This is a genomic window from Pseudomonas sp. UYIF39 (assembly GCF_029963765.1).
GTDB lineage: Bacteria > Pseudomonadota > Gammaproteobacteria > Pseudomonadales > Pseudomonadaceae > Aquipseudomonas.
This window is the reverse complement of record NZ_JALBYU010000014.1, coordinates 35,550-61,172: the sequence shown is the minus strand read 5'-3', so window position 1 is coordinate 61,172 and position 25,623 is coordinate 35,550. Positions and strand designations below refer to the sequence as shown.

Genomic DNA, 25,623 nt, shown 5'->3' with positions numbered 1-25,623 from the left:
GCGGGTCAAAATCTGGTTTCCCCCACCCGACCAGCGCCAATTGCTTACCTCCCCCACCTCTGCCACAATCGCGAACAATTCTCGTTAGTTAATACTTCCCAATCGGTGATGCTGCGTGTCGTCAGTCCAAAGCCCTCAAAGTGAGCTCGTTGGTGCGTTGTATCGCGACCATCGCGGTTGGCTATTGGCCTGGCTGCGACGCAATGTGGCCTGTCCGCAACGGGCCGAAGACCTGAGCCAGGACACTTTCGTGCGTTTGCTGGGTCGTGAAGAACTCAAGGAGCCGCGCGAACCGCGCGCGTTTCTGGTGGCGATTGCCAAGGGGCTGCTGTTCGACTATTTCCGCCGCGCCGCGCTGGAACAGGCCTACCTCACTGAACTGATGCTGATCCCCGCAGGTGAACAACCGTCGGTGGAGGAACAGCAACTGATCCTCGAAGACCTCAAAGCCATCGACCGCCTGCTCGGCCAGCTCTCAAGCAAGGCCCGGGCAGCGTTTCTCTATAACCGTCTCGACGGCCTCGGCCACGCCGAAATCGCCGAGCGCCTGGGTGTGTCAGTACCGCGGGTGCGTCAGTATCTGGCCCAAGGCATTCGTCAGTGCTACATCGCGTTGTACGGTGAGCCGGTATGAGTCCGGTCAGCTCCAAACCCGTCTCGGCGCAGGTGCTGGATGCCGCGATTGCCTGGCAGTTGTCCCTGGACTCCGGCAACCCGGTGGATCGTGAAGAGTTCGCCAAATGGCACGCCGCCCACGAAGAACATGCGCGGGCCTGGCGCCAACTGGGCATGCTCGACCAGCGCTTCAGCGTTGCCAACGGCCCGGCCCGCACCGCGTTACTGCAATCGCGCGAAAGCATTCGCCGGCGCGTGCGCAAACTCGGCAGCGGCGTGGCCAGTATCGTTGCGGTGATCGGGCTGGCGTTGTTCGCCGGTGATCGTTATCTGCCGATCGACTATTGGCTGGCCGACCAACGCACCGCCACCGGTGAGCAACGCACCCTGCGCCTGACCGACGGCACGCTGATCAACCTCAACACCCACAGTGCCGTGGATGTGCGTTTCGATGAAAAACAACGGCGGATCATCCTCCAGGAAGGGGAAATACTCGTCGAAACCGGCCATGGCGACGCCCGGCCGTTTATCGTCGAAACCCGCGAAGGCAGCCTGCGCGCGTTGGGGACAAGGTTCCTGGTCAAGCGCGAAGAAGAAGGTACGCGCCTGAGCGTGCTGAAATCGGCGGTGGCGGCCCACCCCGAGTCGAGTCCTGAAGAGCAGATTCTGCGTGAAGGCCAGCAAGTCCTGATGCGCAGCAATGGCCTGGGGCCGATCGTCGCGCTCAACCTCGGCGCCGATGCCTGGACCCGCGGCATGCTGGTGGTGGACAACACACGGCTGGAAGACCTGGTCCATGAACTCGGTCGGTATCGACGCGGGTATCTTGGCGTTGCGCCAGAAATCGCCAACCTGCGAATCACCGGCAGCTTCCCCCTGCACGACACCGATCTGGCCCTGAGCGCCCTGCTGCCAACCCTGCCGGTGCAAATCGAACAGCACACGCCGTGGTGGGTGACGGTAGCGGCGAAGAATGAGATCAAGTGATCGCGCCACAAACGATCACTTACTGAATCGAAATTATTTCCAATCAGCCCTATCACTTTTGAATTCTCGTTCGGCACCTAGGCAATTGAGAAATATTTCCATTCAGGAGCCGCTGTATGTCCCGTTCGCTAGACACCTTGTTGCGCCCCAGTTTGCTGGCGATTGCCATTGCCCTTTGCGCCCCACTGGCCAGCGGTCAACTGATCGCCGCTGAACAGGCGTCCAGCGTTCGCGCCTACAACCTGCCGGCCGCGCCCTTGACCAGCATCCTGAACCAGATCGCCAGCCAGGCCGGCCTGGCGCTGTCGTTGAATCCTTCACTGGCAGCGGGCAAGACCTCGGCCCCGGTCAAAGGCCAGTTCGACGCAGCCGGCGCCCTGCGCGAAGCCTTGCGCGGCACCGGTCTGCAACTGGAACAGAGCAACGCTGGCACTTATAGCCTGGTGGCCGTGCCTGAAGGCGTGATGGCCCTGCCGGAAACCGCCGTCATTGGTGTGGAAAACACCGAAAGTGCCTGGGGACCGGTACAAGGTTACCTGGCGACCCGCACCGCCGCCGGCACCAAGACCGATACCGCGCTGGTCGAAGTACCGCGCTCGATTTCGATCGCCACCCGCGAGCAAATGGACGACCGCAATGTGCATAGCCTCGATGACGCCGTGCGCTACATGCCCGGCATCGTCGCCAGCAGTTACGGCAGCGACACCCGTGCCGACTGGTTGCGCGTACGGGGTTTCGAACCAACGCAATTCCTCGATGGCCTGCCCCTGCCAAAAGGCGTGTACGCCAACCCGAAACAGGAAACCTGGAACCTCGATCGCCTCGCCCTGCTGCGCGGCCCGGCCTCGTCGGTTTACGGCCAGACCCCGCCAGGCGGCTTGCTGGACATGGTCAGCCGTCGCCCCAGCGCCGAGTCGAACAATGAAATCCAAGTGCAATACGGCAGTGACAACCATCGCCAGATCAACTTCGCCAGCACCGGCAAGATCGACGACGAAGGCCAGTTCCTCTACGGTTTGAGCGGTGTGGTACGCGACAGCGGCACGCAGATCGACCACGTCGACAACAAGCGCTACAACATCGCGCCGGGCCTGACCTGGAACCTCGACGAAGACACCCGGTTCACCCTGCTGACGCAATTCACCCGCGACGATACCGGCATCACCAGCCAGTTCCTGCCGGTGCAAGGCACCAGGATTCATTCGCCGCTCGGCAAGATTTCCCATCACAAAAACCTCGGCGACCCTGACTGGGAATTCTACGACCGCACCTACTACGCGCTGGGCTACGCCTTTGAACATCGCTTGAATGATGTCTGGCAGTTCAAGCAGAACCTGCGCTACACCAAATCGGACCTGTCCTTCCAGGCCCTCACCCCCGGCGCCTACCCGTTCACCCAGGTCGATGCCGAAGGCAACGTTGGCCGCTCGAGTACCAGTGTCGACGAGGACATCAGCCAGTTCGCCGTGGACAACAACTTCCAGGGCGACTTCGCCACCGGCGACATCCACCACACCCTGCTGATCGGCCTCGATCACCAGCGCACCAACACCCACTACACCTCGATCTTCGGTGACGGTCTGACCACCAACGTCAACAACCCGATCTATGGCCAGCCCATCGTTCGTCCGCCGCGTTCGGCGGCGTTTTATGACTACGACCAGAAGACTTACCAGACCGGACTGTATGTCCAGGACCAGATGGCCCTCGACCAATGGCGTCTGACGTTGGGTGGTCGTGAAGACTGGGTCCACACCGGCACCAGGTTCTTCAACAAGGGCGATGCCACCAACACCGAGCGCGACAAGAACTTCAGCGGCAACGCGGCGATCAGCTACGTGTTCGACTCGGGCTTCGTGCCTTATCTGTCCTACGCCGAGTCGTTCCAGCCGACCAGCAACGCCACGGCATCGCCGACCGATTCGTTCAAACCGACTGAAGGCGAACAGTGGGAACTGGGCATCAAGTACCAACCGCCTGGCAGTAGCACCCTGCTGACCGCTGCGGTCTACGACCTGACCCAGAAAAACGTCTCCGTCACCACGACCAACGCGAACAACGTTTCGATCACCAACCAGACCGGTGAAGTGAAAGTCAAAGGTCTGGAACTGGAAGCCGTCTCCGACGTCACCGAGAACCTCAAAGTCATCGCCGCTTACACCCTGGCCAAATCCGACGTGCAGAAAGGCGATTTCAAAGGCAATCGCCTGCAACTGATGCCTAACCAGCAGGCTTCGCTGTGGGCCGATTACACCTGGCACAACGGCGTGTTGGACGGTTTCGGCATCGGCGCCGGCGCTCGCTACACCGGCAACACCTACGGCGACCAAGGCAATACCTCGCTCGGCAAGGCTGACGCCTACACCGTGTTCGACGCCGCGGTTCATTACGACCTGGGCCGTCTGGACAACAGCCTCAAAGGCGCCTCCCTTGCACTGAACGCCACCAACCTGTTCGACAAGGACTACATCTCCACGTGCGACAGTTTCTACTGCTACTACGGCGATCAACGCAGCGTCGTCGCCAGTGCCACTTACACGTGGTAATGGCCTGACCTGACACGCCCAAGTCCCGAGCCGTCCGACATGGACGGCTCTGGTATTTCTGAAGGCCATGAAATGAAAAGCAAAACAATTCGCCGCTGGTCCTGCGTCCACACCTGGACCAGCCTGATCTGCACCGTGTTCCTGCTGATGCTCGCGCTGACCGGCCTGCCATTGATCTTTCACCACGAGATCGACCACTTGCTGGGCGATGCCGCTGAATTGAAGGCAATGCCGGCGGACACCCCGCTGCTGAATTTGCAGCAGTTGGTGCAGGCGGCTGAAAAGCATCGTCCCGGCGAGGTCATGCAGTATTTCGGCTTTGACGAAGAAGAGCCCAATGCCGCGATTGCGATCATGGCGGCCACCGCCGGCACTGAACCGAATTCGTCTCACACCTTCATGCTCGACGCCCGCACCGGCGAAGCGCTGGAGATGCCGTCGGCCAATGGCGGCTTCATGATGATCATGTTGCGCCTGCACGTGGACATGTTCGCCGGCCTGCCGGGCAAGTTGCTGCTGGCGTTCATGGGCATTCTGTTCGTGGTGGCGATTGTCTCCGGGACGGTGCTGTACCTGCCGTTCATGCGCCGTTTGAAATTCGCCACCGTGCGTCAGGATAAATCCACCCGCCTGCGCTGGCTCGATCTGCACAATTTGATCGGCGTGGTGACTTTGACCTGGGCCTTGGTGGTCGGCGTCACCGGCGTCATCAGCGCCTGCGCCGACCTGCTGATCGCCGCGTGGCGCAACGATAGCCTGAGCGTGATGGTCGCGCCGTACCGCGACGTGCCGCCACTGACACAACTGGCGCCCGCGAGCGACTTACTCGACATCGCCAAGGAAGTCGCACCCGGCATGCAGCCGGACTTCATCGCCTTCCCCGGCACACGCTTCTCCAGCGAACACCATTACGCAGTGTTCATGAAAGGCAGCACTCACCTGACCTCGCACCTGCTGACACCGGTGCTGATCGACGCCAGTACCCTGCAAGTCACCGCCGTGGCCGAGCGCCCGTGGTACATGGACGCCATGGGCATGTCACAACCGTTGCACTTCGGTGATTACGGCGGCCTGCCGATGAAGATCCTCTGGGCGACCCTGGATGGGCTGACCATCATCGTCCTCGGTAGCGGGGTTTACCTGTGGGTGGTGCGGCGCAAGGCGGCGAAACCGGTGTTCGAGAACGCGGAGAGTCCAGCATGAGGCCGCGGCAGTCGAATTTCTGGAAGGTCTTCTCCACCCCTACAGTCATCGCCCTGCTCAGCGCGGCGGGTTTGTTTGCCGCGTTGCTGGGGGATGGCGTGTGGGACGCATTGAGCTGGTTGGGCCTGGGCGTTCCCGCAATCCTCGCCCTGCGCGGCCTGCTGCAAGGCCGCTAAAACAGGGGTTAGGCATTTACTTCGATCTTGAGCTCCCGGATCAACGCGCTATGCTGCCCGGCACTGCCCCATACCGAGACGCTGCCATGTCCGCCCCCAGCATGACCCTGTTCCACAACCCGCTGTCGCCCTTCGTTCGCAAAGTCATGGTGCTGCTGCACGAAACCGGTCAACAGGACCGCGTGGCGCTGCAAGACTGCGTGCTCACACCGGTCAGCCCGGACCTGATACTCAACGAAGACAATCCGCTGGGTAAAATTCCGGCCTTGCGCCTGGCCGATGGCAATGTCATCCATGACAGCCGGGTGATCCTCGATTACCTCGACCATCAGCACGTCGGCAACCCGCTGATACCGCGCGACGGCTCGGCCCGCTGGCGTCGCCTGACCCTGGCCTCCCTGGCTGACGGGATCATGGACGCTGCGGTGCTGATTCGTTACGAAGTCGCCCTGCGTGCCCCGGAAAAACACTGGGACGAATGGCTCGATGGCCAGCGCGACAAAATTCGTCGCGGCCTGGCATTGCTGGAAGCGGACGCGATTGCCGAGCTGACCAGCCATTTCGATGTGGCGGCGATCAGTGTTGCCTGTGCGTTGGGTTACCTGGATTTGCGCCATCCGGATCTGGAATGGCGCACGGTGAATCCGAAGCTGGCGTCCTGGTATTTTGAGGTGAGTCAGCGGCCGTCGATGGTGGCGACTATGCCGAAGGTTTAGATTTTCACTGGTTGTCCGGGCCTCATCGTCGGAACGCCGCCCGGAGCAAGCCCGCTCCCACAGTTGATCGGTTGTGTGCACGAATTTTGTGTCCACTGCAGATCCCTTGTGGGAGCGAGCTTGCTCCGGGCGGCGTTCCGACGATGGCACCACAGCGGATCCACTGGAAACATCACCGCAATCCGCGTCGCCAACTCTTTCCCTTCTCGCTGATCCTCGCGCAACCCCAACCACCGGCTCATTCCACAGCCCCGATATCAAACGCCAGCGGCTTGGCCGACTTCTGCCCTACCCCATACCAGTCCAGCTTGCGGGTCAGCACCATAAACACGCCCAACAACCCGAACAACAGCAGCGAACCCATCAACAACGCGTAATCCTCGGCACTCAGCAAGCCATAGAGCAAGCCATACAACGCCGCCAATCCTGCCGAAAAACTCAAGCCGTGACGCACACTGCGCAGCACATGGCAGACATAAAAACCGATCAACAACACACAGCCGCCCGCCGACAGCAGGTACGCCAGGGCAAAGCCGATGTGCTCGGACAGCGACAGCAACAGCAGGTAGAAAAACGCCAGGGCCACGCCCACCAGCGCGTACTGCACCGGGTGTACCGCCAGGCTTTTCAGCACTTCGAAGAGGAAGAACCCGGCGAAGGTCAGGACGATAAACAGCAACGCATATTTGATCGCCCGATCACTCTTCAGGTACTGATCCACCGGATCGATGAAGCTCACCCCGAAACTGCGGCCGGTGTAGGCTTCGCAACCGTCGCCGGATACGCAGCTGCTCAAGGCCTCTTGCAAATTGGTGGAGAAAAACGAGGTCTGCCAGTTGGCGGTGAAACCCTGATCGCTGACTTCACGCTGGGCCGGCAGGTAGTTGCCGATGAAACTCGGATGCGGCCAATTGGCGGCCAGCGAAACCTTGCTGGTCTTGCCTACCGGGAGGATCTGTAACTGACCAGTGCCTTGCAAACGCAGGTCAAAACCGAAGGCCAGTTCCGTGGCTTGCTTCGCGTTGAGCGCCGGCAGGGTGACATGCACGCCTTCCCCCAACCAACCCACCTGACTGCCGGGAACGAAGTCGAGTGTCTGGCCATTGAGCTCAAGTTTCAGGGCGTTTTCGATGCCGCGAATGTCGCTGATCCCGACCGCCAAAAACGGTTGGTCAAACTGGTAATCGGCGAAATCCTCCTTGATACCCAATTGAGCCGGGACCGAAAAATGCCCGCTGATGCGGTTGTCCGCATGAAACAGACGCGCCTCATAAATGCCCCGAGAACGCAGTTCCGTCTGGACCTTGCAGTCGAGCTCGAAGCGCTCCGGGAGGAAATACAAACGGCCGCGTTCTTCACCCACTTCCTGGTAACGCTGGTTGGTTTTTTCATTGAGCTTCCAGCTGCGCACCACTTTGCGATACGGCACCACCATCAGCGGCCCGCTCAGTTGCTGGCTGAAGCTGGAACTACGGGCGATGTCTTCGAGGACACCATCGCGCAGTTGCTGGCGGTCCTGGATCACGCCGTTAATCATCAGAAGCGGGATCAGCAACAACAGAATCAGAAGGGCAATTGCCCCGAGTTTTAGGGTCAGGCTGCGGTTCATGGGACTCTCCCTGTTTGGATGGGGAGAGTCTGGGATCGGTGTGTGGGTAATTTATGGGAGGAATGTGGAGAGTGTGTGGAGACTGACGCTAAGGCAGGTGCAACATGACCTGTACGCCGTCGTCGACATTACCGATGCTCACCGCTCCACCATGCAACTTGATCACTTCTTCAACAAAATTAAGCCCCAACCCCGTGCTCTTGCGCCCACTGTCCGGTCGCGGCAGGGAATAGAAACGCTCGCTCAGTCGCGGCAGCGCATAGTCGGGAATCGCCTCAGCCTGGTTGAACAACCTGAACTCAATTTGCTCCCCAATGCGCTCAGCACTGAATCGCAGCAAGCCCTGAGCCGGGGTGAAATCCAAAGCGTTCTCCAGCAGATTGCCCAGCGCCTGACGCAACAGGAACGGTTCACCGGTCAGCACCAGGTCCGCTGCAATGCTTTGTTCCACCCGCAACTGCCTGCCTTCGATGCGCGCCGCCTGAGCGTTCAGCAATTCATCGACCAACTTCGCCAGCGGCACCGCCACCTGCTCCTCCAGTCCTTGGCGTTGCTCGACCTGGGCCAGATTCAACAGACGTTCGATCAACTGCTGCATCCGCGCGCTTTCACTGTCGATGTTGCTGACAAAACGCTGCTGCTGGGCCAGCGGCATCTCGCCTTGCAGCAACTCCGCCGCGCCGCGAATCGCCGCCAGTGGGCTTTTCAGTTCGTGGGTCAAGGTGTGCACGTAACGCTCGACATAGGCTTTGCCTTCAAGTTGCGTGCGCATCTGCTCCACCGCCGTCGCCAGTTGCTCCAGCTCACCGCCACGGTAGTGCGGAACCTCGACCCGTCGGCCTTCACTGACTGCCTGAGCGTAAGCAGTCAGCCGCCGCAGCGCCGCGCTCAACCACCACGACAACAGCGCGCCAAACAGCAGACCGAGGCCAATCAACCCGCCCCCCCAGGCAAGCAATCGCCGTTCGGTGCGATCAACGTAAGGCTGCAACGAGCTATTGGGTTTGGCGACGGTGACCACGCCAATGATCTGGCCGTTGTCGCGAATCGGCGCGCCGACATGCATGACCGAGGAGTTAGGATCGTCCGGATCGCTACGGCTGGAACGAGCGCCGTATTCGCCACGCAGGGTCAGTAAAACGTCATTCCAGCGCGAGTAATCCTGCCCCACGGCCACACCGCTGGAGTCCAGCACCACAACGCCCTTGGCATCGGTGACGTAGATCCGGTGATTGACCTGATTCTTCTGCAAGCCCCAGATGCTCGCCTTCGGTTGCCGCTCACCATAAGCCTTGAGCAGTTCGGGCCAGCGGTTCTGATTCAGGGTGCCGGCCTTGAAGTCATCACGCAGGATTTCGGCCATGAGATTGGCGGTGTCGACCAGGGTTTCTTCGGTGGACTGGCGCACGCCGGGACGGATTTCCTCCATCACGGTGTTCAGCACGAAGTAACCGGTCAGGCCGATAAACAGCACATAAACCAGAAAAATCCGAATCCCCAGCGGCATCAGCTACGCCCCGGGCTGTAGCTGTAACCGACGCCGCGATGGGTCTGGATCGGTTCCGCGTCGGCCTTCACCAGACGCAATTTGGCGCGCACGCTTTTGATGTGGCTGTCGATGCTGCGCTCGTAACCGGCATCGGCGGCGACGCCCAGCGCATCGAGCAATTGCTCGCGGCTGAAGACGCGTTCGGGTTGGTCCAGCAGGCATTGCAGCAGACGGAACTCATGGCGAGTGAGGGTTAGAAACTCACCGCGGTAGCTGATCTGCACCCGTTCGCTGTCGATGCGAAACAGCGCCGATGCCACTTCGGCGGTCGCTCGCGGCGCCATGCGTTTGAGAATCGCCCGGACCCGCGCCGCCACTTCCCGTGGGCTGAACGGCTTGACCACGTAATCGTCGGCACCGATTTCCAGGCCCACGACGCGATCGATTTCAGCATCACGGGCACTGAGGAAGATCACCGGCACTTCGCTGAAACGCCGCAACTGCTTGCAGGTCTCGAAGCCGCTGATGTCCGGCAGACCAATATCGAGAATGATCAGGTCTGCCGGGGTCTGGCGCTGATACTCAAGCGCAGCAGCGCCAAGGCTCGCCCAGGTGGTGGTGAAGCCCTCGCCCTGCAAGGCGAAAATCAGGGTGTCGGCAATCGCCGCTTCGTCTTCGACAATCAGGATATGAGGCATGGCGTCCGAGCCCGGGAGTTAAGTGGGCGAACGGTGCCCCAAGGCTCACGTCACGTCAATGAGACCACTTGAAATCAGCAGTCGGGTTTGTCCGCCGTAAAGCGCCGTGCCGGGTTCACTGCCGCGCCGAACTCACGCAAGGCTTTGGCACCGATCAACAAAGGGTAGTTAAAGCTGCTGCGGTCGGTGAGGTTGACCTCCACGGTGCGCTTGACGTTGCCCAGGCACAGTTCCAGATCGACCACCGGACGTTTGGTGGGTGCGACGGCTTCCTTGTCATCATCGTCTTCTTCGGAGCGGGTCTTGATCTTGCTGATCCGCGCGACCTTGTGTTCGTAGACCTTGTTGCTCGCGCCTTTGGTGGCGAGGCGGAAACGCACCCACTCGTCGCCGTCACGGGTAAAGGTTTCGATGTCTTTGGCCGAGAGCGACGCGGTCAGGGCGCCGGTGTCCATCTTGGCCTTGAGGACTTCGCCACCGATTTCCGGCAGCGCGATGTATTCGTAGCGCCCGTACAGGGTCGGCTCAGCGGCCAGGACCGGCAGGGCCACGAGGGAAAGCAGTGCAAGGAGGGATTTCACGTAATGGGCTTCCTTGAGAAGTGGGCGGCGGGATTTTAGACCGTTGTTGAGTAGATCGTTCCCAGGCTCTGCGTGGCGATCGGTGTAGAGAGGTTAGCGGTTAAAAGGTGAAACATTCGTCGTCACCGATTTGGCCTATCGCCTGAGCGCATCGACGCGTTGCGCGCCGAGCGCCGCTGAATCAGGTACCGGTGCCTGCGCCCCAGATCCCGCCCAGGTTTGTCAGCAGCGAACCGCCGACGCCCTGCTGACCGAAAAATTGCAGAAGCACGGGGGCAAACAGGCCGATCATGCTGGTGTCCATGCCCAATGCGCTGAAGGCACTGTTCAGGTCGTTGGCGTTATTTACGTTGCCCAGGACGTTGTCCAGACCTGCCGTTGTACCGGACGAGCCAAGCAAGCCGCTGAGGACGCCCAGTCCACCGCCACCGGACAGTAAGTCGATTCCGGGCACGCTTTTGGCCAACTCCGAGTAGTCGGTCGAACTCAATTGATTCTTCGCCAGACCGAGCATCGCCCCGGCACCGCCAATGGCTTGTTGTGACGTCACGTTCAATTGGCTGAGCGCACTCAGCAGATCGGCCGTCTGCGCGGTCGACGCGGGCGCGGCGGCGTCATCGTCCTGCGTGCCGGAGATGGCATTGGCCGCATCGAACAGGTTGAACTGAGCAAAGACCGGACTGGCCGCCAGACACATCAGCGAAGCCAGTGCAAAACCGCGTGAAATCTTCATCCAGACATCCTCAGGGGCCATGAAAACCGCCCGGCAATGGGCGGCGAAAAATCCTGTTTTGGACTGGTATCCAAGGGGATTGTTCCCAGCCTTGGCGAGCCCCTGACGAACAGTCGAAAAAGAATTGACCGACGCTGCATCCAGTCTGGCCCCGCCCGCGTATATCAAGCACGGACAGACACTCCTGGCCGATTCCCTTCACGAGGATCATCACCATGAAATGCACTTCGATCAAAACGCCGTTGATTGCCAGCCTGCTGACCCTGGCCCTTGGCGGCGGATTCGCCATGAACACCGTGCAAGCGGCAGACACGAGCCACGCGGTCATCGTCGGCGGCCAGAGCATGATGCCGAGCAAGGACATCATCGATAACGCGGTGAACTCCGCCGACCACACCACCCTCGTCGCCGCCGTGAAAGCCGCTGGCCTGGTGGATACCCTCAAGGGCAAAGGCCCGTTCACCGTGTTCGCCCCGGTCAACTCGGCCTTCGCTGCGCTGCCGGCCGGCACTGTCGATACCCTGCTCCAACCCGCCAACAAGGCGACCCTGACTCACGTCCTCACCTACCACGTGGTCGCCGGGAAACTCGACATGATGACCCTGGCCGAGAAGATCAAGGCCGGTGGCGGCAAGGCCGAACTGACCACCGTCGCAGGCGGCAAGCTGTGGGCGATGATGAACGGCCCGCACAACATCACGATCAAGGATGAAAAAGGTGACGTCGCCGACATCACCACCTATGACGTGTACCAGTCCAACGGCGTAATTCAGGTCATCGACAAAGTACTGATGCCGAAAAGCTGAAGGATGCCGCCGACCCTGCGCATCGGGGTCGGCAGTTTTCCGAGGTGACCGCCCGTGAATGGAACAACCGCGCACAGTGAACTAACCTCTGCCTGCAACCGGCACCTCACACAGCCCACCTCGATTGCCTGGAGAACTGCTATTCCCACCGCCGACGCCGATCAGCTCAGGCAGCTTCTGGCCCAGTGTTCACTGGGCGACCGCCGCGCTTTCGAGACGCTTTACCGTAGCGTCGGCCCACGGCTGCATGGCGTAGCGCTGCGTTGCATGGGGCGACCGGACCTGGCTGAAGAAGTGCTGCAGGAAAGCTTCGTACGCATCTGGAACAACGCCTCGCGCTATGAGGCGCATTTGTCGGCGCCGCTGACCTGGATGATCAACATCACCCGTCATCAGGCCATCGATCAGTTGCGCAAACACCGCGACCGGCCGTTAAGCGACCTTGAAGAACAGGCGCTGGTGGATGAAAGCCCATCGGCCCACGAACAGCTCAGCAGTGCCCGTGAGGCCAACGCCTTGAACCGCTGCCTGGAAAGCCTTGAAGGTATGCAGCGTCAATCGATCACCGTGGCTTACTTTCAGGGGTTGTCCTGCTCTGAACTCGCCGATCACCTGGCCGCGCCGTTGGGCTCGGTGAAATCCTGGATCCGCCGCGGTATGGAGCGACTGCGCAGGTGCCTTGAATCATGAACTATCAAACCCCGACCCTGCGCCGCGCCCTCGCCGCCGATTACGCCATTGGCTTGATGCCTTCTGCTGCTCGTCGGCGTTTCGAACAGTTGTTGCTGGAAGACGCAGCATTGCGCGCGGAACTGGCGCAGTGGCAGCAAAGCCTGGTCAGTTTGACCGAAGCGCTGCCCGAGCAGCCAGTGCCGGAACGGGTGTGGGAAGGCATCACCGCGCGAATCGAACCTCAACTGCTGCACATGCCGGAAAAACGTCGACTCTGGAGCTGGTTGCGAGTGACGGCTGCAGTTTGCTCGCTGGTGATCGCCGTGACGCTGGGTGTGATCTATAACCGCGACAGCGCGCGTTACAGTGCCACGCTGCTGACGGCCGACGCGCAACCGGCGCTAAAGGTTGAAGCGCACGAGAACTACCTGAAGGTCGAGCCCCTGACTCTGGCGGCGGTTGATCCGGGGCGAAGTCTGGAGTTGTGGGCGATTCCGGCGGATGGCAAGCCGATTTCCCTTGGTGTGATTCCGGCTGACGGTAAGGGACGCGTAGAGTTGAGCAATGCGCAGAAGACGCTGATCGGCAAGCCGATTGCGCTGGCGGTGAGCCTTGAGCCGAAGGGCGGTTCGCCTACGGGGCAACCGACTGGGCCGGTGTTGTATCAAGGGGCGTTGGCAGCCCTTTAATGATCGATCCAGCCATAAAAAACGGCGACCCGAGGGTCGCCGTTTTGCTTTGCGTGAAGCCTTACGCTGCGCTGAACAGTTTGTGCGGATCGATCACAAACTTCTTCGGCACGCCCGCGTCGAACTCGCCATAACCACGTGGCGCGTCATCCAGGCTGATGACTTCCACGCCAACGATGTCGGCAATATGGATACGGTCCCACATGATCGCCTGCATCAGCTGGCGGTTGTACTTCATCACTGGCGTCTGGCCAGTGTGGAAGCTGTGGGATTTGGCCCAGCCCAGACCGAAGCGGATGCTCAGGCTGCCCATCTTCGCGGCGGCGTCGACTGCACCCGGATCTTCAGTCACGTACAGGCCAGGGATACCGATTTTGCCCGCCACGCGAACAACGCCCATAAGGGAGTTGAGCACGGTAGCCGGAGCCTCGTGTTTCACGCCGTCATGGCCATGACCGCGCGCTTCGAAGCCTACGGCGTCGACGGCGCAATCCACTTCTGGCTCGCCCAGCAGTGCAGCGATCTGTTCGTGCAGCGGGGTGTCCAGGGACAGGTCGGCAATTTCGAAACCCTGAGCCTTGGCGTGCGCCAGGCGGACGGTGTTGACGTCACCGATGATCACCACCGCCGCGCCCAACAGGCGAGCGGAAGCGGCGGCGGCCAGACCGACAGGACCGGCACCGGCGATGTAGACGGTGCTGCCTGGGCCGACGCCGGCCGTCACTGCGCCGTGGTAACCGGTCGGCAGGATGTCGGAGAGGCAGGTCAGGTCACGGATTTTTTCCATTGCGCGATCGCGGTCCGGAAGTTTCAGCAGGTTGAAGTCGGCATACGGCACCATCGCGTATTCAGCCTGACCGCCAGTCCAGTCGCCCATGTCGACATAACCGTAAGCACCGCCCGGACGCGCCGGGTTAACGCTCAGGCAAACACCGGTGTGCATTTCCTTGCAGGAACGGCAGCGTCCGCAAGCGACGTTGAACGGAACGGACACCAGGTCGCCGATTTGCAGGTTCTCGACGTCGCTGCCCTTCTCGATCACTTCACCGGTGATTTCGTGACCCAGTACCAGACCGGTTTGAGCCGTGGTACGACCGCGCACCATGTGCTGATCGGAACCACAGATATTGGTGGACACTACGCGCAGGATGACAGCGTGATTAATCTTCCTGCCGCGCGGGTCCTGCATTTTTGGATAGTCGATTTTCTGTATTTCGACCTGGCCGTTGCCGAGATACACGACACCACGATTACCGGACATGCTTTCACCTCGCTGTTGTTTTTATGTAGCGGTCGCGTCGCCATGGATCGGCGGCGCGTTGATTGCTCGGGTAGATCACTTTGGCAGTTAAAGAACAACCGTTCTGTTCGCGTTCAAAAACACTCGTCGTTCAATGTGATAACCAACAGCCCGTGCCAGGGTCAGCCCTTCGATATCCCGCCCTTTGGCGATCAAATCTTCCGGGTAATGACTGTGGTCCACGGCTTCTACGCCCTGGGCGATGATCGGGCCTTCGTCCAGGTCGTTGTTGATGTAGTGCGCCGTGGCGCCGACCAGTTTCACGCCCTTGTTGTAGGCCTGGTGATAGGGCTTGGCGCCCTTGAAACCCGGCAGCAGGGAGTGATGGATGTTGATCGCCTTGCCGTCGAGTTTGCGGCACAGCTCGGGCGACAGGACTTGCATGTAACGAGCAAGGATCACCAGTTCGGCGCCGGACTCTTCGATCACCTGCCAGACCTGACGCTCCTGGGACGGTTTGTCGTTCGGGTCCAACGGGAAGTGGTAGTACGGAATCTGGTGCCAGTCCGCCAACGGCTTGAGGTCCGGGTGGTTGGAAACCACGGCGGCCACGTCCATCGACAATTGGCCGATGCGCTGGCGGTAGAGCAAATCGTTGAGGCAGTGATCGGCCTTGGAAACCATGATCACAACTTTTGGCCGATAGTTCGGCTCGGTCAGCTCGAAGACCATGCCAAAGGCTTGACCACGTTCGGCCAAACCAGCGCGGAAGGCTTGTTCGTCGAAGCCGGCGGGCTGACGAAATTCCACACGAATGAAAAAACGGCCCGAAAGCCGATCATCGAAGGAATGGTGCTCGGTGACGTAGCAGCCCTGCTCGAACAGAAAGCGGGTCACCGCGTCCACGGTGCCGAGAACGCTTGGGCAGTCGGCGGTCAGAATCCATGTGTCTGGGGCGCGGCTCATAGTGCGGTGACTCCTGCTGCAACATCGTGATCAGAGAGAACTCTGTGGCGAGGGGATTTATCCCCTCGCCACAGTTGGGAACGATCATTACGCCTGGACGCTAAGCCCATATTCAGCGGCCGCATCCTGCAACCACAACCACCAGTAATCCGAGAAGCTGCGACGAATCAGCAGTTCCCAAGTGTCTTCGGCGGTATGGCGGATCACCAGTTGCGACTTGGCAAACACGGTTCCCACAGCCTTGCCGACCGGGAAGCTGTTGGGGTGCACGTCGTAGCTGGTGGACTTCATCAGCACCTGGCGCACATTCGGGCCGCTCAGTTCGAGGAGCTGCTGGCCGCCGCTGACGTTGGTGATCGCGATGTGCAGATCGCCCAGCGCTTTACGCAGTTTCTGCTCGGAGGCAAATTCTTCACCAGTCGGCACGATCAGCAGCCATTCATCCGGCCCCATCCATTGCAGGCTGGTTTCGCCTTTGACGACGACGGTCAGCGCACCCGGCAATTCGATACCGAGGGCTTTGTGCACACCGGCAGCGAAGGCAGCATCGTGACCATCGCCACGAATGGTCAGGTGGCCGAGGAGTTTTTTCTCACGCACGATCACGCCGGCGCTTTTACGGCCCTTGCCCACCAGGCTTGGCAGGCCTGCGTGATGCAGCGACGACTCGGCCTTGGCCCCAGTGGTTGGGCGTTGTTGGTAAACATTGGCTGCGGTCATAAAGCACCTGTCCTGAATTCTTTTTGTACTCCCTGTGGAAGCAGCGTTGCCGCCATCGCGAGCAAGCTCGCTCCCACAGGGAATCGCTGTGTCAGACGTTCTGGCGATCGCCTTTCGGATCGAAGAACACCGAAGAAACGATTTCCGCTTCGATCACGCTGCCATCGGCCAGCGGTGCGAACACGCGCTCACCGATCCGCTTCAAGCCACCCTTCACCACACCCATGGCAAACGAATAGCCGAGGGAGTTGTGCAAGTAGCTGGAGGTCACGTGACCGACCATGGTCATCGGGATCGCCTGCTTGGTGTTGAACACCAGTTGCGCCCCTTCCGGCAGCCATTTGGTCGGATCGATCGGCTTCAGGCCCACCAACTGTTTACGTTGATCACGCACGCAGTCTTCACGGTTCATGCCGCGCCAGCCAATCCACGAGAATGGTTTGGTGCGACCGACACACCAGCCCATGTTCAGGTCGTCCGGGGTCATCGAGCTGTCGGTGTCCTGACCGACGATGATGAAACCCTTCTCGGCCCGCAGCACGTGCATGGTTTCGGTGCCGTACGGGGTCAGGTTGTATTGCTTGCCGGCCTCGACGATTTTTTCCAGAACGCCCATGGCGTAGTCGGCCTGCACGTTGACTTCGTACGACAGTTCACCGGTAAACGAAATCCGGAACACCCGCGCCGGCACACCGCCGACCAGGCCTTCTTTCCAGGTCATGAACGGGAAAGCTTCGTTGCTCAGGTCGATGTCGGTGACTTCGCTGAGCAGCTTGCGGCTGTTCGGCCCGGACAAGGTCATGGTTGCCCAGTGATCCGTCACGGAAGTGAAGTACACCTTCAGCTCTGGCCATTCGGTCTGGGAGTAGATTTCCAGCCATTGCAGCACGCGTGCCGCGCCGCCCGTGGTGGTGGTCATCACGAAATGGTTGTCGGCGAGACAGGCGGTTACACCGTCGTCGAAGACCATGCCGTCTTCTTTGCACATCAGGCCGTAACGCGCCTTGCCCACGTCGAGCTTGGTCCAGGCGTTGGTGTAGATGCGGTTGAGGAACTCACGCGCATCCGGGCCCTGAATGTCAATTTTGCCCAGCGTCGAAGCGTCCAGCAGGCCGACGCTGTCGCGCACGGCTTTGCATTCGCGTTTCACGGCGGTATGCAGGTCTTCACCGTTTTTCGGGAAGTACCACGGACGTTTCCACTGACCGACGTCTTCGAACTCGGCGCCGTTCTTCACGTGCCAGTGATGCAGCGCGGTGAAACGCACCGGCTCGAAGATGTGCCCACAGTGACGGCCGGCCACAGCGCCGAAGGTGACCGGCGTGTAGTTCGGACGGAACATGGTGGTGCCCATCTGCGGGATGGTCACGTTCAGCGAACGGGCGGCGATGGCCAGACCGTTGACGTTGCCGAGCTTGCCCTGGTCAGTGCCGAAGCCCAGTGCGGTGTAGCGTTTGACGTGCTCGACCGACTCGAAGCCTTCGCGTGTCGCCAGTTCGATGGCGGCTGCGGTGACGTCGTTTTGCAGGTCGACGAATTGCTTCGGCGCACGTGCGGTGTTCTTTTCGTGTGGAACCTGGAACAGCGCCAGTGTTGGCTCTTCCAGACGGCTCAGGGCTTTCGGCAAGGTGCCTTCGACCACGCTGAAACCGGCTTCGCTGGCTGCGCGAGCGCCGCCTTCAAAACCATCGGCCAGGGAATCGCCGAGGCCATAGACGCCGTTGATGCCACCGACGCATACGCGTTTCTGCGGTGCTTCGCCCGGTACGAAACCGAGGATGTCTTCACGCCAGATCGGCTTGCCGCCCAAGTGCGACGCCAGGTGAACCACCGGGCTGTAACCGCCGGAGCTGGCAACCAGGTCGCATTCAAGCCACTCACCAGGACTGGTCACGGCGTGCGCTTTGACATCGATCGCGGCAACGCGAGCGGCGGTCACGTGCTTGCTGCCACGGGCCTCGATCACGGCGCTGCCGGTCAGGATGCGAATGCCTTTGGCGCGTGCTTCTTCAACCAGCGCACCACGCGGGTTGCTGCGGGCATCGGCGATGGCCACGACTTGCAGGCTGGCGTCGAGCCAATCCAGAGCAACGCGATAGGCGTGATCGTTGTTGGTCGACAGCACCAGTTTTTTGCCCGGTGCCACACCGTAGCGACGAATGTAAGTCGACACAGCGCCGGCGAGCATGTTGCCCGGCACGTCGTTGTTGCCGTAAACCAGCGGACGCTCGTGAGCGCCGGTCGCCAGCACGACACGCTTGGCGCGAACCCGGTGGATGCGCTGACGGACCTGGCCAATCGGAGCACGGTCGCCGAGGTGATCGGTCAGGCGCTCGTGAATGGTCAGGAAGTTATGGTCGTGGTAACCGTTGACCGTGGCGCGCGGCAACAGCAGCACGTCCGGGGTGTCTTTGAGCTCGGCGATGACGCTGGCGACCCATTCGGCGGCCGGTTTGCCGTCGAGGCTTTCGCGGGAATCGAGCAGGCTGCCGCCGAACTCTTCCTGTTCATCGGCGAGGATTACGCGCGCACCGCTACGGGCTGCTGCCAGTGCAGCGGCCAGGCCAGCGGGGCCACCGCCGACGATCAGCACGTCGCAGTGCTGGTTCATGTAGTCGTAGGTGTCCGGATCGTTCTCGGTCGGCGAGCGGCCAAGACCGGCGGCCTTACGAATGTACTTCTCGTAAGTCATCCAGAACGATTGCGGGTACATGAAGGTTTTGTAGTAGAAGCCCGGCGGCATCAGCTTGCCGCCGACCTTGCCGAGAATCCCCATCATGTCGTTGTTCACGCTCGGCCAGCCGTTGGTGCTGGTGGCGACCAGACCTTGATACAGCGCTTGCTGCGTGGCGCGCACGTTCGGGATCTGCGTGGCTTCGGTCGCGCCGATCTGCAGCACGGCGTTCGGCTCTTCGGCACCGGCGGCAAAGATGCCGCGCGGACGGGAGTATTTGAAGCTGCGACCGATGATGTCGACACCGTTGGCCAACAAGGCTGCGGCCAGGGAATCACCTTCAAAGCCTTTGTAGCTCTGGCCGTTGAAGGTGAAGCTCAGCACTTTGTTGCGGTCGATCCGTCCGCCGTTGGACAGGCGATTGATCTGGCTCATACCTTCTCTCCCAGAGCCGTGGCGGCCGCTTTCGGGCTATCGGTCTTGTCGGTGAATTGTGGCTTGGTGCCGATCTTGTAGGTTTCGAGAATCTCGTAGGTCACGGTGTCACGAGTGGCGTTGAAGTACTGACGGCAACCGGCGACGTGATCCCACAGTTCGTGGTGCAGACCGCGAGGGTTATCGCGGAAGAACATGTAGTCGCCCCACTCCTCGTCGGTGCAGTTGGTCGGATCCAGAGGGCGCGGGATGTGCGCCTGGCCGGATGCGTGGAATTCCTCTTCGGAGCGCAGTTCGCCGCAGTGAGGACAGAAGATATGCAACATGGGGATTTCTCCTGTTAGTGGGCAACCGCAGCAGCGCCGTGTTCATCGATCAACGCACCGTTGTGGAAACGGTCGATGGAGAAAGGTGCAGCCAATGGGTGCATTTCACCCTTGGCCAGACTCGCGGCAAACACGTTGCCCGAGCCAGGTGTTGCCTTGAAGCCACCGGTGCCCCAACCGCAGTTGAAGAACATGTTCGGTACCGGGGTTTTCGAAATGATCGGGCACGCATCCGGCGTGGTGTCGACGATGCCGCCCCACTGACGGTTCATGCGTACGCGGGACAACACCGGGAACATCTCGACGATGGCTTGAATGGTGTGCTCGATCACCGGGTACGAACCACGCTGGCCGTAGCCGTTGTAGCCGTCGATACCGGCGCCGATCACCAGGTCGCCCTTGTCGGACTGGCTGATATAACCGTGTACGGCGTTGGACATGATCACGCTGTCGATAATCGGCTTGATCGGCTCGGACACCAGCGCTTGCAGCGGGTGCGATTCGATCGGCAGACGGAAACCGGCGAGTTTGGCCATGTGACCGGAGTTACCGGCGGTCACGACACCGACGCGCTTGGCACCGATGAAGCCTTTGTTGGTTTCAACACCGATGCACACACCGTTTTCCTTGCGGAAGCCGATCACTTCGGTCTGTTGAATCAGGTCCACGCCCAATGCGTCAGCGGCACGGGCAAAGCCCCACGCCACGGCATCGTGACGGGCCACGCCGCCGCGACGCTGGACAGTTGCGCCCATCACCGGGTAGCGAGTGTTCTTGGAGCAGTCGAGGTACGGAATCTCGTCGGCCACTTGTTTGGCATCGAGCAACTCGCCGTCCACGCCGTTGAGGCGGTTGGCGCTGACCCGACGCTCGGAATCACGAATGTCCTGCAGGGTGTGGCACAAGTTGTAAACGCCACGCTGGGAGAACATCACGTTGTAGTTCAGGTCCTGGGACAGGCCTTCCCACAATTTCATCGCGTGTTCATACAGGTGCGCCGACTCGTCCCACAGGTAGTTGGAGCGAACGATGGTGGTGTTGCGCGCGGTGTTACCGCCGCCCAGCCAGCCTTTCTCGACCACGGCCACGTTGGTGATACCGTGCTCTTTGGCCAGGTAGTAGGCGGTCGCCAGACCATGCCCGCCACCGCCGACGATGACCACGTCATAGACCTTTTTAGGGGTCGGCGTGCGCCACATCTTCTGCCAGTTTTCGTGATGGCTGAGGGAGTGTTTGAAGAGGCCGAAGCCCGAGTAGCGTTGCATAGTCATTTACTCCAAAACCGCGCTCAGCGATAAACCGGGAAGTCCGCGCACAGGGCCGAAACTTGCTGCGCAACATTGGCCTCGACATCGGCATCGCCGAGGTTGTCGAGGATGTCGCAGATCCAGCCGGCCAGCGTGACGCACTGGGTAACCTTGAAGCCGCGAGTGGTCACAGCCGGGGTGCCGATACGCAGGCCGGAGGTCACGAACGGCGACTGTGGATCGTTCGGGACAGCGTTCTTGTTCACGGTGATGTGGGCGCGACCGAGTGCTGCATCCGCCTCTTTGCCGGTGAGGCCCTGACGGATCAGGCTGACCAGGAACAGGTGGTTATCGGTACCGCCGGACACTACATCGTAGCCGCGTTTGATAAATACGCCGGCCATGGCCTGGGCGTTGTCGATCACTTGTTGTTGGTAAACCTTGAAACCAGGCTCCAGCGCTTCCTTGAAGCACACCGCTTTACCCGCGATCACGTGCATCAGCGGGCCGCCCTGGGCGCCCGGGAAGACTGCGGCGTTGAGCTTCTTCTCGATTTCTTCGTTGGACTTGGCCAGGATCAGGCCGCCACGTGGACCGCGCAGGGTCTTGTGGGTAGTGGTGGTGACCACGTCGGCATACGGCAGCGGGTTCGGGTACAGGCCGGCAGCGACCAGACCGGCAACGTGGGCCATGTCGACGAACAGCAGCGCACCGACCTTGTCAGCGATCTGACGGAAACGTGGGAAATCGAGGGTCTTGGAGTAAGCAGAGAAGCCGGCGACGATCATCTTCGGTTTGCATTCGACAGCCAGGCGCTCGACTTCGTCGTAGTCGATCAGCCCGGTTTTGGTGTCAATGCCGTACTGCACGGCGTTGTACAGCTTGCCCGAGGACGACACTTTGGCGCCGTGGGTCAGGTGACCACCGTGGGCCAGGCTCATGCCGAGAATGGTGTCGCCAGGCTGGATCAGGGCCAGATACACAGCGCTGTTGGCTGATGAGCCGGAGTGCGGCTGCACGTTGGCGTAGTCGGCACCGAACAGTTGCTTGGCGCGTTCGATGGCCAGCGCTTCAACTTTATCGACATGCTCGCAGCCACCGTAGTAGCGCTTGCCCGGATAGCCTTCGGCGTATTTGTTGGTCAGGCCACTGCCTTGCGCTTCCATGACGCGTTTGCTGGTGTAGTTCTCTGACGCGATCAGCTCGATGTGATCTTCCTGGCGTTGCTCCTCGGCATTCATCGCCGCCAGCAGTGCATCGTCGTAACCCTGGATCTGGTCTTGCTTGCTGAACATCGCGTCTCTCCCAGCGGCATCTATGCGCCATTCGTCTCGGTAAGGCACTGGTGTTTCGACAGTGCCCTTTGAATGCGATGGTATGACCGGCGCAGACAGGCCAAATGCCTACGGACGCCACGCAAAGGTGCGTTTACGACATAGGCAGGCGCACAGGGACAAATGAGCTCAACCAGACAACCGCGCCAACCCTTCGCGCAGGGCCAGCAACAGCAGGAAATGCGCGGGATAGAGCGCGTACGCCCAGCGACGCATCGCTGGTGGTGGCTTAAGCCGACCCGCGTGACGCAGCAAAAGCACGCCGGCCAATGGCGCGATCAGACAAGCGGCGATGCCGAGGATGGCTCCAACATTGTGAAACCGTGCGGAGGAATACAGCACTGGCCACTGATTGGCCGCCAGACAGACAAGCCCCGGCAACAGGCTGAAGTACCAGGACCGCTTGATCACCAGCAACATCGCCAGCGGCAACAACACGCCGAAGAAGCCGAACATCAGTCGCTCCGGGAACAGCGCCGCCAGCAGCAAGGCGCCTGCAGCCAACAGTCGCGTTTGCAGGGTTCGATCCTGCCAGCCACGGGCCACCAGCAATCCCAACACCAACGTGGGCAGCACGTTCAAGGTGTGGGGATCAGGAATGTACATCCGGTAGGGAATTTCGCTGATGGCGCTAAACAACAGCAACCAGCCCAGGTAACGCCACTGACCGTCAGTCCTCACCGCTCCGGCCCGGGCCAGGTTTGCGGCCATCGCCAAGCAGAACCATGGAAACGCCAGTCGCCCCGGCACATACAGCAGATCGACGGAATAACCGACATATCGCAGGTGATCGAGCACCATACTCAACAGCGCCAGCCACTTGAGCAGATCCAGTGCCCCATCCCTTTGCGTCATGTGCATAATTGCCCGTCGTCTTTGTAGTTTTCTGTCAGACGCATCGCGTGTGCTCCCCGGATGATCTTCGGTAAAGTGCGCACCATCATTGACCACGAGTCGCTTCACCATAAGCGCCTCGACCACGGAAAGCAGGGCCATGACCGATAAGAGCCAACAATTCGCCAGCGACAACTATTCCGGTATCTGCCCTGAAGCCTGGGCTGCCATGGAACAGGCCAACCACGGCCACCAACGCGCCTACGGCGACGACGAATGGACCGCACGCGCGTCCGACGATTTCCGCAAACTGTTCGAAACCGACTGCGAAGTATTCTTCGCCTTCAACGGCACCGCCGCCAACTCCCTGGCCCTGTCGTCGCTGTGCCAGAGTTACCACAGCGTGATCTGCTCGGAAACCGCCCACGTCGAAACCGACGAATGCGGCGCACCGGAGTTCTTTTCCAACGGTTCCAAGCTGCTCATCGCCCGCACTGAAAACGGCAAGCTGACCCCGGAATCGATCCGCGAAGTGGCCCTCAAGCGCCAGGACATCCACTACCCGAAACCGCGCGTCGTAACCCTGACCCAGGCCACCGAAGTCGGCAGCGTCTACACCCCGGAAGAAATCCGCGCCATCAGCGCCACGTGCAAAGAGCTGGGCCTGAACCTGCACATGGACGGCGCGCGCTTCTCCAATGCCTGTGCGTTCCTCGGCTGCACGCCGGCAGACCTGACCTGGAAGGCCGGCGTCGACGTGTTGTGCTTCGGCGGCACGAAAAACGGCATGGCGGTGGGGGAAGCGATTCTGTTCTTCAACCACAAGCTGGCTGAAGACTTCGACTATCGCTGCAAACAGGCCGGGCAACTGGCCTCGAAAATGCGTTTCCTGTCGGCACCGTGGGTGGGGATTCTGGAAAACGACGCCTGGCTCAAATACGCCCGCCACGCCAACCACTGCGCGCAGCTGTTGGCGGAACTGGTCAGCGACATTCAGGGCGTGGAACTGATGTTCCCGGTGCAGGCCAACGGCGTGTTCCTGCAACTCTCGGAACCGGCCATCGCCGCACTGACCGCCAAGGGCTGGCGCTTCTACACCTTCATCGGCAACGGCGGCGCACGCTTCATGTGCTCGTGGGACACCGAAGAAGAACGCGTACGGGAACTGGCGACGGATATTCGCGAAGTCATGTCCCGCTAAGCCCCCCGCCAATCTGCCGCAACAAACCCTTTTATCAGCTGGCGAAGCCTGCGTTCGGCGGCCAGCCGCCGTAAAACCATACAGCGCGGTGTGCATGACACACCGCTTCGCCTGATCTCACGACGGCTGCGCCGCCGAACGCAGGCTTCGCCAGCTGCTACATAAAAGCCCCTCCCTGATTGCGCCGGACTCTTGGTCTACATTGACTGGCGAGCTGTTCGATCCGCTCAGACAACAATAATCAGGAGCGCACGCATGTCATTGAAAGGCAAAACCCTGTTCATTACCGGCGCCAGCCGCGGGATTGGTCGTGAGATTGCGCTGCGGGCTGCGCGGGATGGGGCCAACATTGTGATTGCCGCCAAAAGCGCCGAGCCGCACCCCAAGTTGCCGGGCACGATTTTCAGCGTGGCCAAGGAAGTCGAAGCCGCGGGCGGCAAGGCGCTGGCCTTGCAGGTGGATGTGCGTGATGAAGTCGCGGTGCGTGAGGCACTGGCCAAGGCCAACGAGCATTTCGGCGGCATTGATGCGCTGATCAACAATGCCGGCGCGATCAAGCTGACCGGGGTTCAACACATCGAACTCAAGCGCTTCGACCTGATGCACCAGATCAACACCCGCGCCGTGCTCCTGTGCAGCCAGGCCGCCCTGCCCTATCTGAAGAAAACCAAGGGACACATCCTCAACCTGTCGCCGCCGTTGAACCTGGCGACGAAATGGTTCGCGCAATACAGCCCCTACACCGTGACCAAGTACGGCATGAGCATGCTGACGCTGGGCATGAGCGAGGAATTTGCCAGTTACGGCATCAGCGTCAACTCGTTGTGGCCGCAGACGATGATCGCCACCGCCGCCATCGAATTTCAGCTTGGCTCGCGCGAATCCTTCAAACATGCACGAACGCCGGCGATCATGGCGGATGCCGCTTACGCGATTCTGAGCAGCAGCGGGCGCAGCATCACCGGTCGGTTACTGATAGATGAAGAGATTCTGGGGGAACACGGGGTGACGGATTTTGAGGGGTATCGGTTTGAACCGGACTCCAGCGACAAGCTGATTCCGGATCTGTTTGTCGACTGAAACACCGTACCTGTGGGAGCGAGCTTGCTCGCGATAGCGGTAGGTC

24 protein-coding genes are annotated in these 25,623 nt (G+C 60.7%); 11 read left to right on the top strand and 13 right to left on the bottom strand.

The window, feature by feature from the left end:
* Positions 1-115 precede the first annotated feature (115 nt).
* The 6 genes from MO767_RS19155 to MO767_RS19130 all read left to right on the top strand — a co-directional run bounded on the left by MO767_RS19155 (position 116) and on the right by MO767_RS19130 (position 6,243).
* Entirely contained in the window at positions 116-634 is a 519-nt protein-coding gene (locus tag MO767_RS19155; protein ID WP_282481787.1) for an RNA polymerase sigma factor, read from the top strand.
* A complete protein-coding gene (locus tag MO767_RS19150; protein WP_282481786.1) occupies positions 631-1,602 on the top strand; it encodes a FecR family protein in 972 nt (323 codons plus the stop codon). The genes MO767_RS19155 and MO767_RS19150 overlap by 4 nt, the downstream gene beginning before the upstream one ends.
* A gap of 116 nt (positions 1,603-1,718) precedes the next feature.
* A complete protein-coding gene (locus tag MO767_RS19145) occupies positions 1,719-4,148 on the top strand; it encodes a TonB-dependent siderophore receptor (RefSeq protein ID WP_282481785.1) in 2,430 nt (809 codons plus the stop codon).
* A gap of 72 nt (positions 4,149-4,220) precedes the next feature.
* On the top strand, positions 4,221-5,351 hold the full coding sequence (locus tag MO767_RS19140; RefSeq protein ID WP_282481784.1) for a PepSY-associated TM helix domain-containing protein: 1,131 nt from the start codon (positions 4,221-4,223) through the stop codon (positions 5,349-5,351).
* The gene (locus tag MO767_RS19135; protein WP_282481783.1) at positions 5,348-5,527 is read left to right on the top strand and encodes a hypothetical protein; all 180 of its coding nucleotides are present in this window, start codon (positions 5,348-5,350) and stop codon (positions 5,525-5,527) included. The genes MO767_RS19140 and MO767_RS19135 overlap by 4 nt, the downstream gene beginning before the upstream one ends.
* An 86-nt stretch (positions 5,528-5,613) precedes the next feature.
* Positions 5,614-6,243 (top strand): glutathione S-transferase, encoded by a 630-nt coding sequence (locus tag MO767_RS19130; RefSeq protein WP_282481782.1) that lies wholly within the window; start codon positions 5,614-5,616, stop codon positions 6,241-6,243.
* Between the two features lie 238 nt (positions 6,244-6,481).
* Here the strand turns inward: MO767_RS19130 and creD are convergent, their stop codons facing one another.
* The 5 genes from creD to MO767_RS19105 form a co-directional block, all read right to left on the bottom strand.
* A complete protein-coding gene (gene creD / locus MO767_RS19125) occupies positions 6,482-7,852 on the bottom strand; it encodes a cell envelope integrity protein CreD (RefSeq protein ID WP_282481781.1) in 1,371 nt (456 codons plus the stop codon).
* Between the two features lie 88 nt (positions 7,853-7,940).
* Positions 7,941-9,359: a two-component system sensor histidine kinase CreC gene (gene creC, locus MO767_RS19120; protein WP_282481780.1), complete on the bottom strand. Its 1,419-nt coding sequence runs from the start codon at positions 9,357-9,359 to the stop codon at positions 7,941-7,943.
* Positions 9,359-10,039, bottom strand: coding sequence for a two-component system response regulator CreB (gene creB / locus MO767_RS19115; RefSeq protein WP_282481779.1), 681 nt, complete (start codon positions 10,037-10,039; stop codon positions 9,359-9,361). Before creB ends, creC begins: the two co-directional genes overlap by 1 nt.
* A 74-nt stretch (positions 10,040-10,113) precedes the next feature.
* On the bottom strand, positions 10,114-10,620 hold the full coding sequence (locus tag MO767_RS19110; RefSeq protein WP_282481778.1) for an ATP-dependent zinc protease: 507 nt from the start codon (positions 10,618-10,620) through the stop codon (positions 10,114-10,116).
* A gap of 181 nt (positions 10,621-10,801) precedes the next feature.
* Positions 10,802-11,353, bottom strand: coding sequence for a DUF2780 domain-containing protein (locus MO767_RS19105; protein WP_282481777.1), 552 nt, complete (start codon positions 11,351-11,353; stop codon positions 10,802-10,804).
* Between the two features lie 215 nt (positions 11,354-11,568).
* On the opposite strand from MO767_RS19105, the gene MO767_RS19100 reads away from it, so the two are divergent.
* From MO767_RS19100 to MO767_RS19090, 3 genes are read left to right on the top strand one after another with little or no spacing between them, the layout of a single operon-like run.
* Complete coding sequence (locus MO767_RS19100) at positions 11,569-12,159, top strand: fasciclin domain-containing protein (RefSeq protein ID WP_282481776.1); 591 nt, start codon at positions 11,569-11,571, stop codon at positions 12,157-12,159.
* A 54-nt stretch (positions 12,160-12,213) separates the two neighbouring features.
* Positions 12,214-12,849 (top strand): sigma-70 family RNA polymerase sigma factor, encoded by a 636-nt coding sequence (locus MO767_RS19095; protein ID WP_282481775.1) that lies wholly within the window; start codon positions 12,214-12,216, stop codon positions 12,847-12,849.
* Positions 12,846-13,520: an anti-sigma factor gene (locus MO767_RS19090; RefSeq protein ID WP_282481774.1), complete on the top strand. Its 675-nt coding sequence runs from the start codon at positions 12,846-12,848 to the stop codon at positions 13,518-13,520. The genes MO767_RS19095 and MO767_RS19090 overlap by 4 nt, the downstream gene beginning before the upstream one ends.
* A 61-nt stretch (positions 13,521-13,581) precedes the next feature.
* Here the strand turns inward: MO767_RS19090 and fdhA are convergent, their stop codons facing one another.
* The 8 genes from fdhA to MO767_RS19050 form a co-directional block, all read right to left on the bottom strand.
* Positions 13,582-14,781 (bottom strand): formaldehyde dehydrogenase, glutathione-independent, encoded by a 1,200-nt coding sequence (fdhA, locus tag MO767_RS19085; RefSeq protein ID WP_064680160.1) that lies wholly within the window; start codon positions 14,779-14,781, stop codon positions 13,582-13,584.
* An 87-nt stretch (positions 14,782-14,868) separates the two neighbouring features.
* Positions 14,869-15,726 carry a formyltetrahydrofolate deformylase gene (gene purU / locus MO767_RS19080; RefSeq protein ID WP_282481773.1) on the bottom strand — a complete coding sequence of 286 codons (858 nt, stop codon included), beginning with the start codon at positions 15,724-15,726 and terminating at the stop codon, positions 14,869-14,871.
* A gap of 87 nt (positions 15,727-15,813) precedes the next feature.
* Complete coding sequence (gene soxG, locus MO767_RS19075; RefSeq protein WP_282481772.1) at positions 15,814-16,446, bottom strand: sarcosine oxidase subunit gamma family protein; 633 nt, start codon at positions 16,444-16,446, stop codon at positions 15,814-15,816.
* Positions 16,447-16,537: 91 nt separating this feature from the next.
* Entirely contained in the window at positions 16,538-19,555 is a 3,018-nt protein-coding gene (locus MO767_RS19070; RefSeq protein ID WP_282481771.1) for a sarcosine oxidase subunit alpha, read from the bottom strand.
* A complete protein-coding gene (locus tag MO767_RS19065) occupies positions 19,552-19,881 on the bottom strand; it encodes a sarcosine oxidase subunit delta (RefSeq protein WP_008147095.1) in 330 nt (109 codons plus the stop codon). The genes MO767_RS19070 and MO767_RS19065 overlap by 4 nt, the downstream gene beginning before the upstream one ends.
* A 14-nt stretch (positions 19,882-19,895) precedes the next feature.
* On the bottom strand, positions 19,896-21,146 hold the full coding sequence (locus tag MO767_RS19060) for a sarcosine oxidase subunit beta (protein WP_007947735.1): 1,251 nt from the start codon (positions 21,144-21,146) through the stop codon (positions 19,896-19,898).
* A gap of 23 nt (positions 21,147-21,169) precedes the next feature.
* Positions 21,170-22,423, bottom strand: a complete 1,254-nt coding sequence (glyA, locus tag MO767_RS19055; RefSeq protein ID WP_282481770.1) for a serine hydroxymethyltransferase — start codon at positions 22,421-22,423, stop codon at positions 21,170-21,172.
* Positions 22,424-22,591: 168 nt separating this feature from the next.
* The gene (locus MO767_RS19050; protein WP_282481769.1) at positions 22,592-23,323 is read right to left on the bottom strand and encodes a TraX family protein; all 732 of its coding nucleotides are present in this window, start codon (positions 23,321-23,323) and stop codon (positions 22,592-22,594) included.
* A gap of 133 nt (positions 23,324-23,456) precedes the next feature.
* Between MO767_RS19050 and MO767_RS19045 the strand changes: the two genes are divergently transcribed.
* Positions 23,457-24,497, top strand: coding sequence for a low specificity L-threonine aldolase (locus tag MO767_RS19045; protein ID WP_282481768.1), 1,041 nt, complete (start codon positions 23,457-23,459; stop codon positions 24,495-24,497).
* 255 nt (positions 24,498-24,752) lie between these two features.
* Positions 24,753-25,577: an NAD(P)-dependent oxidoreductase gene (locus MO767_RS19040; RefSeq protein ID WP_282481767.1), complete on the top strand. Its 825-nt coding sequence runs from the start codon at positions 24,753-24,755 to the stop codon at positions 25,575-25,577.
* Positions 25,578-25,623 lie beyond the last annotated feature (46 nt).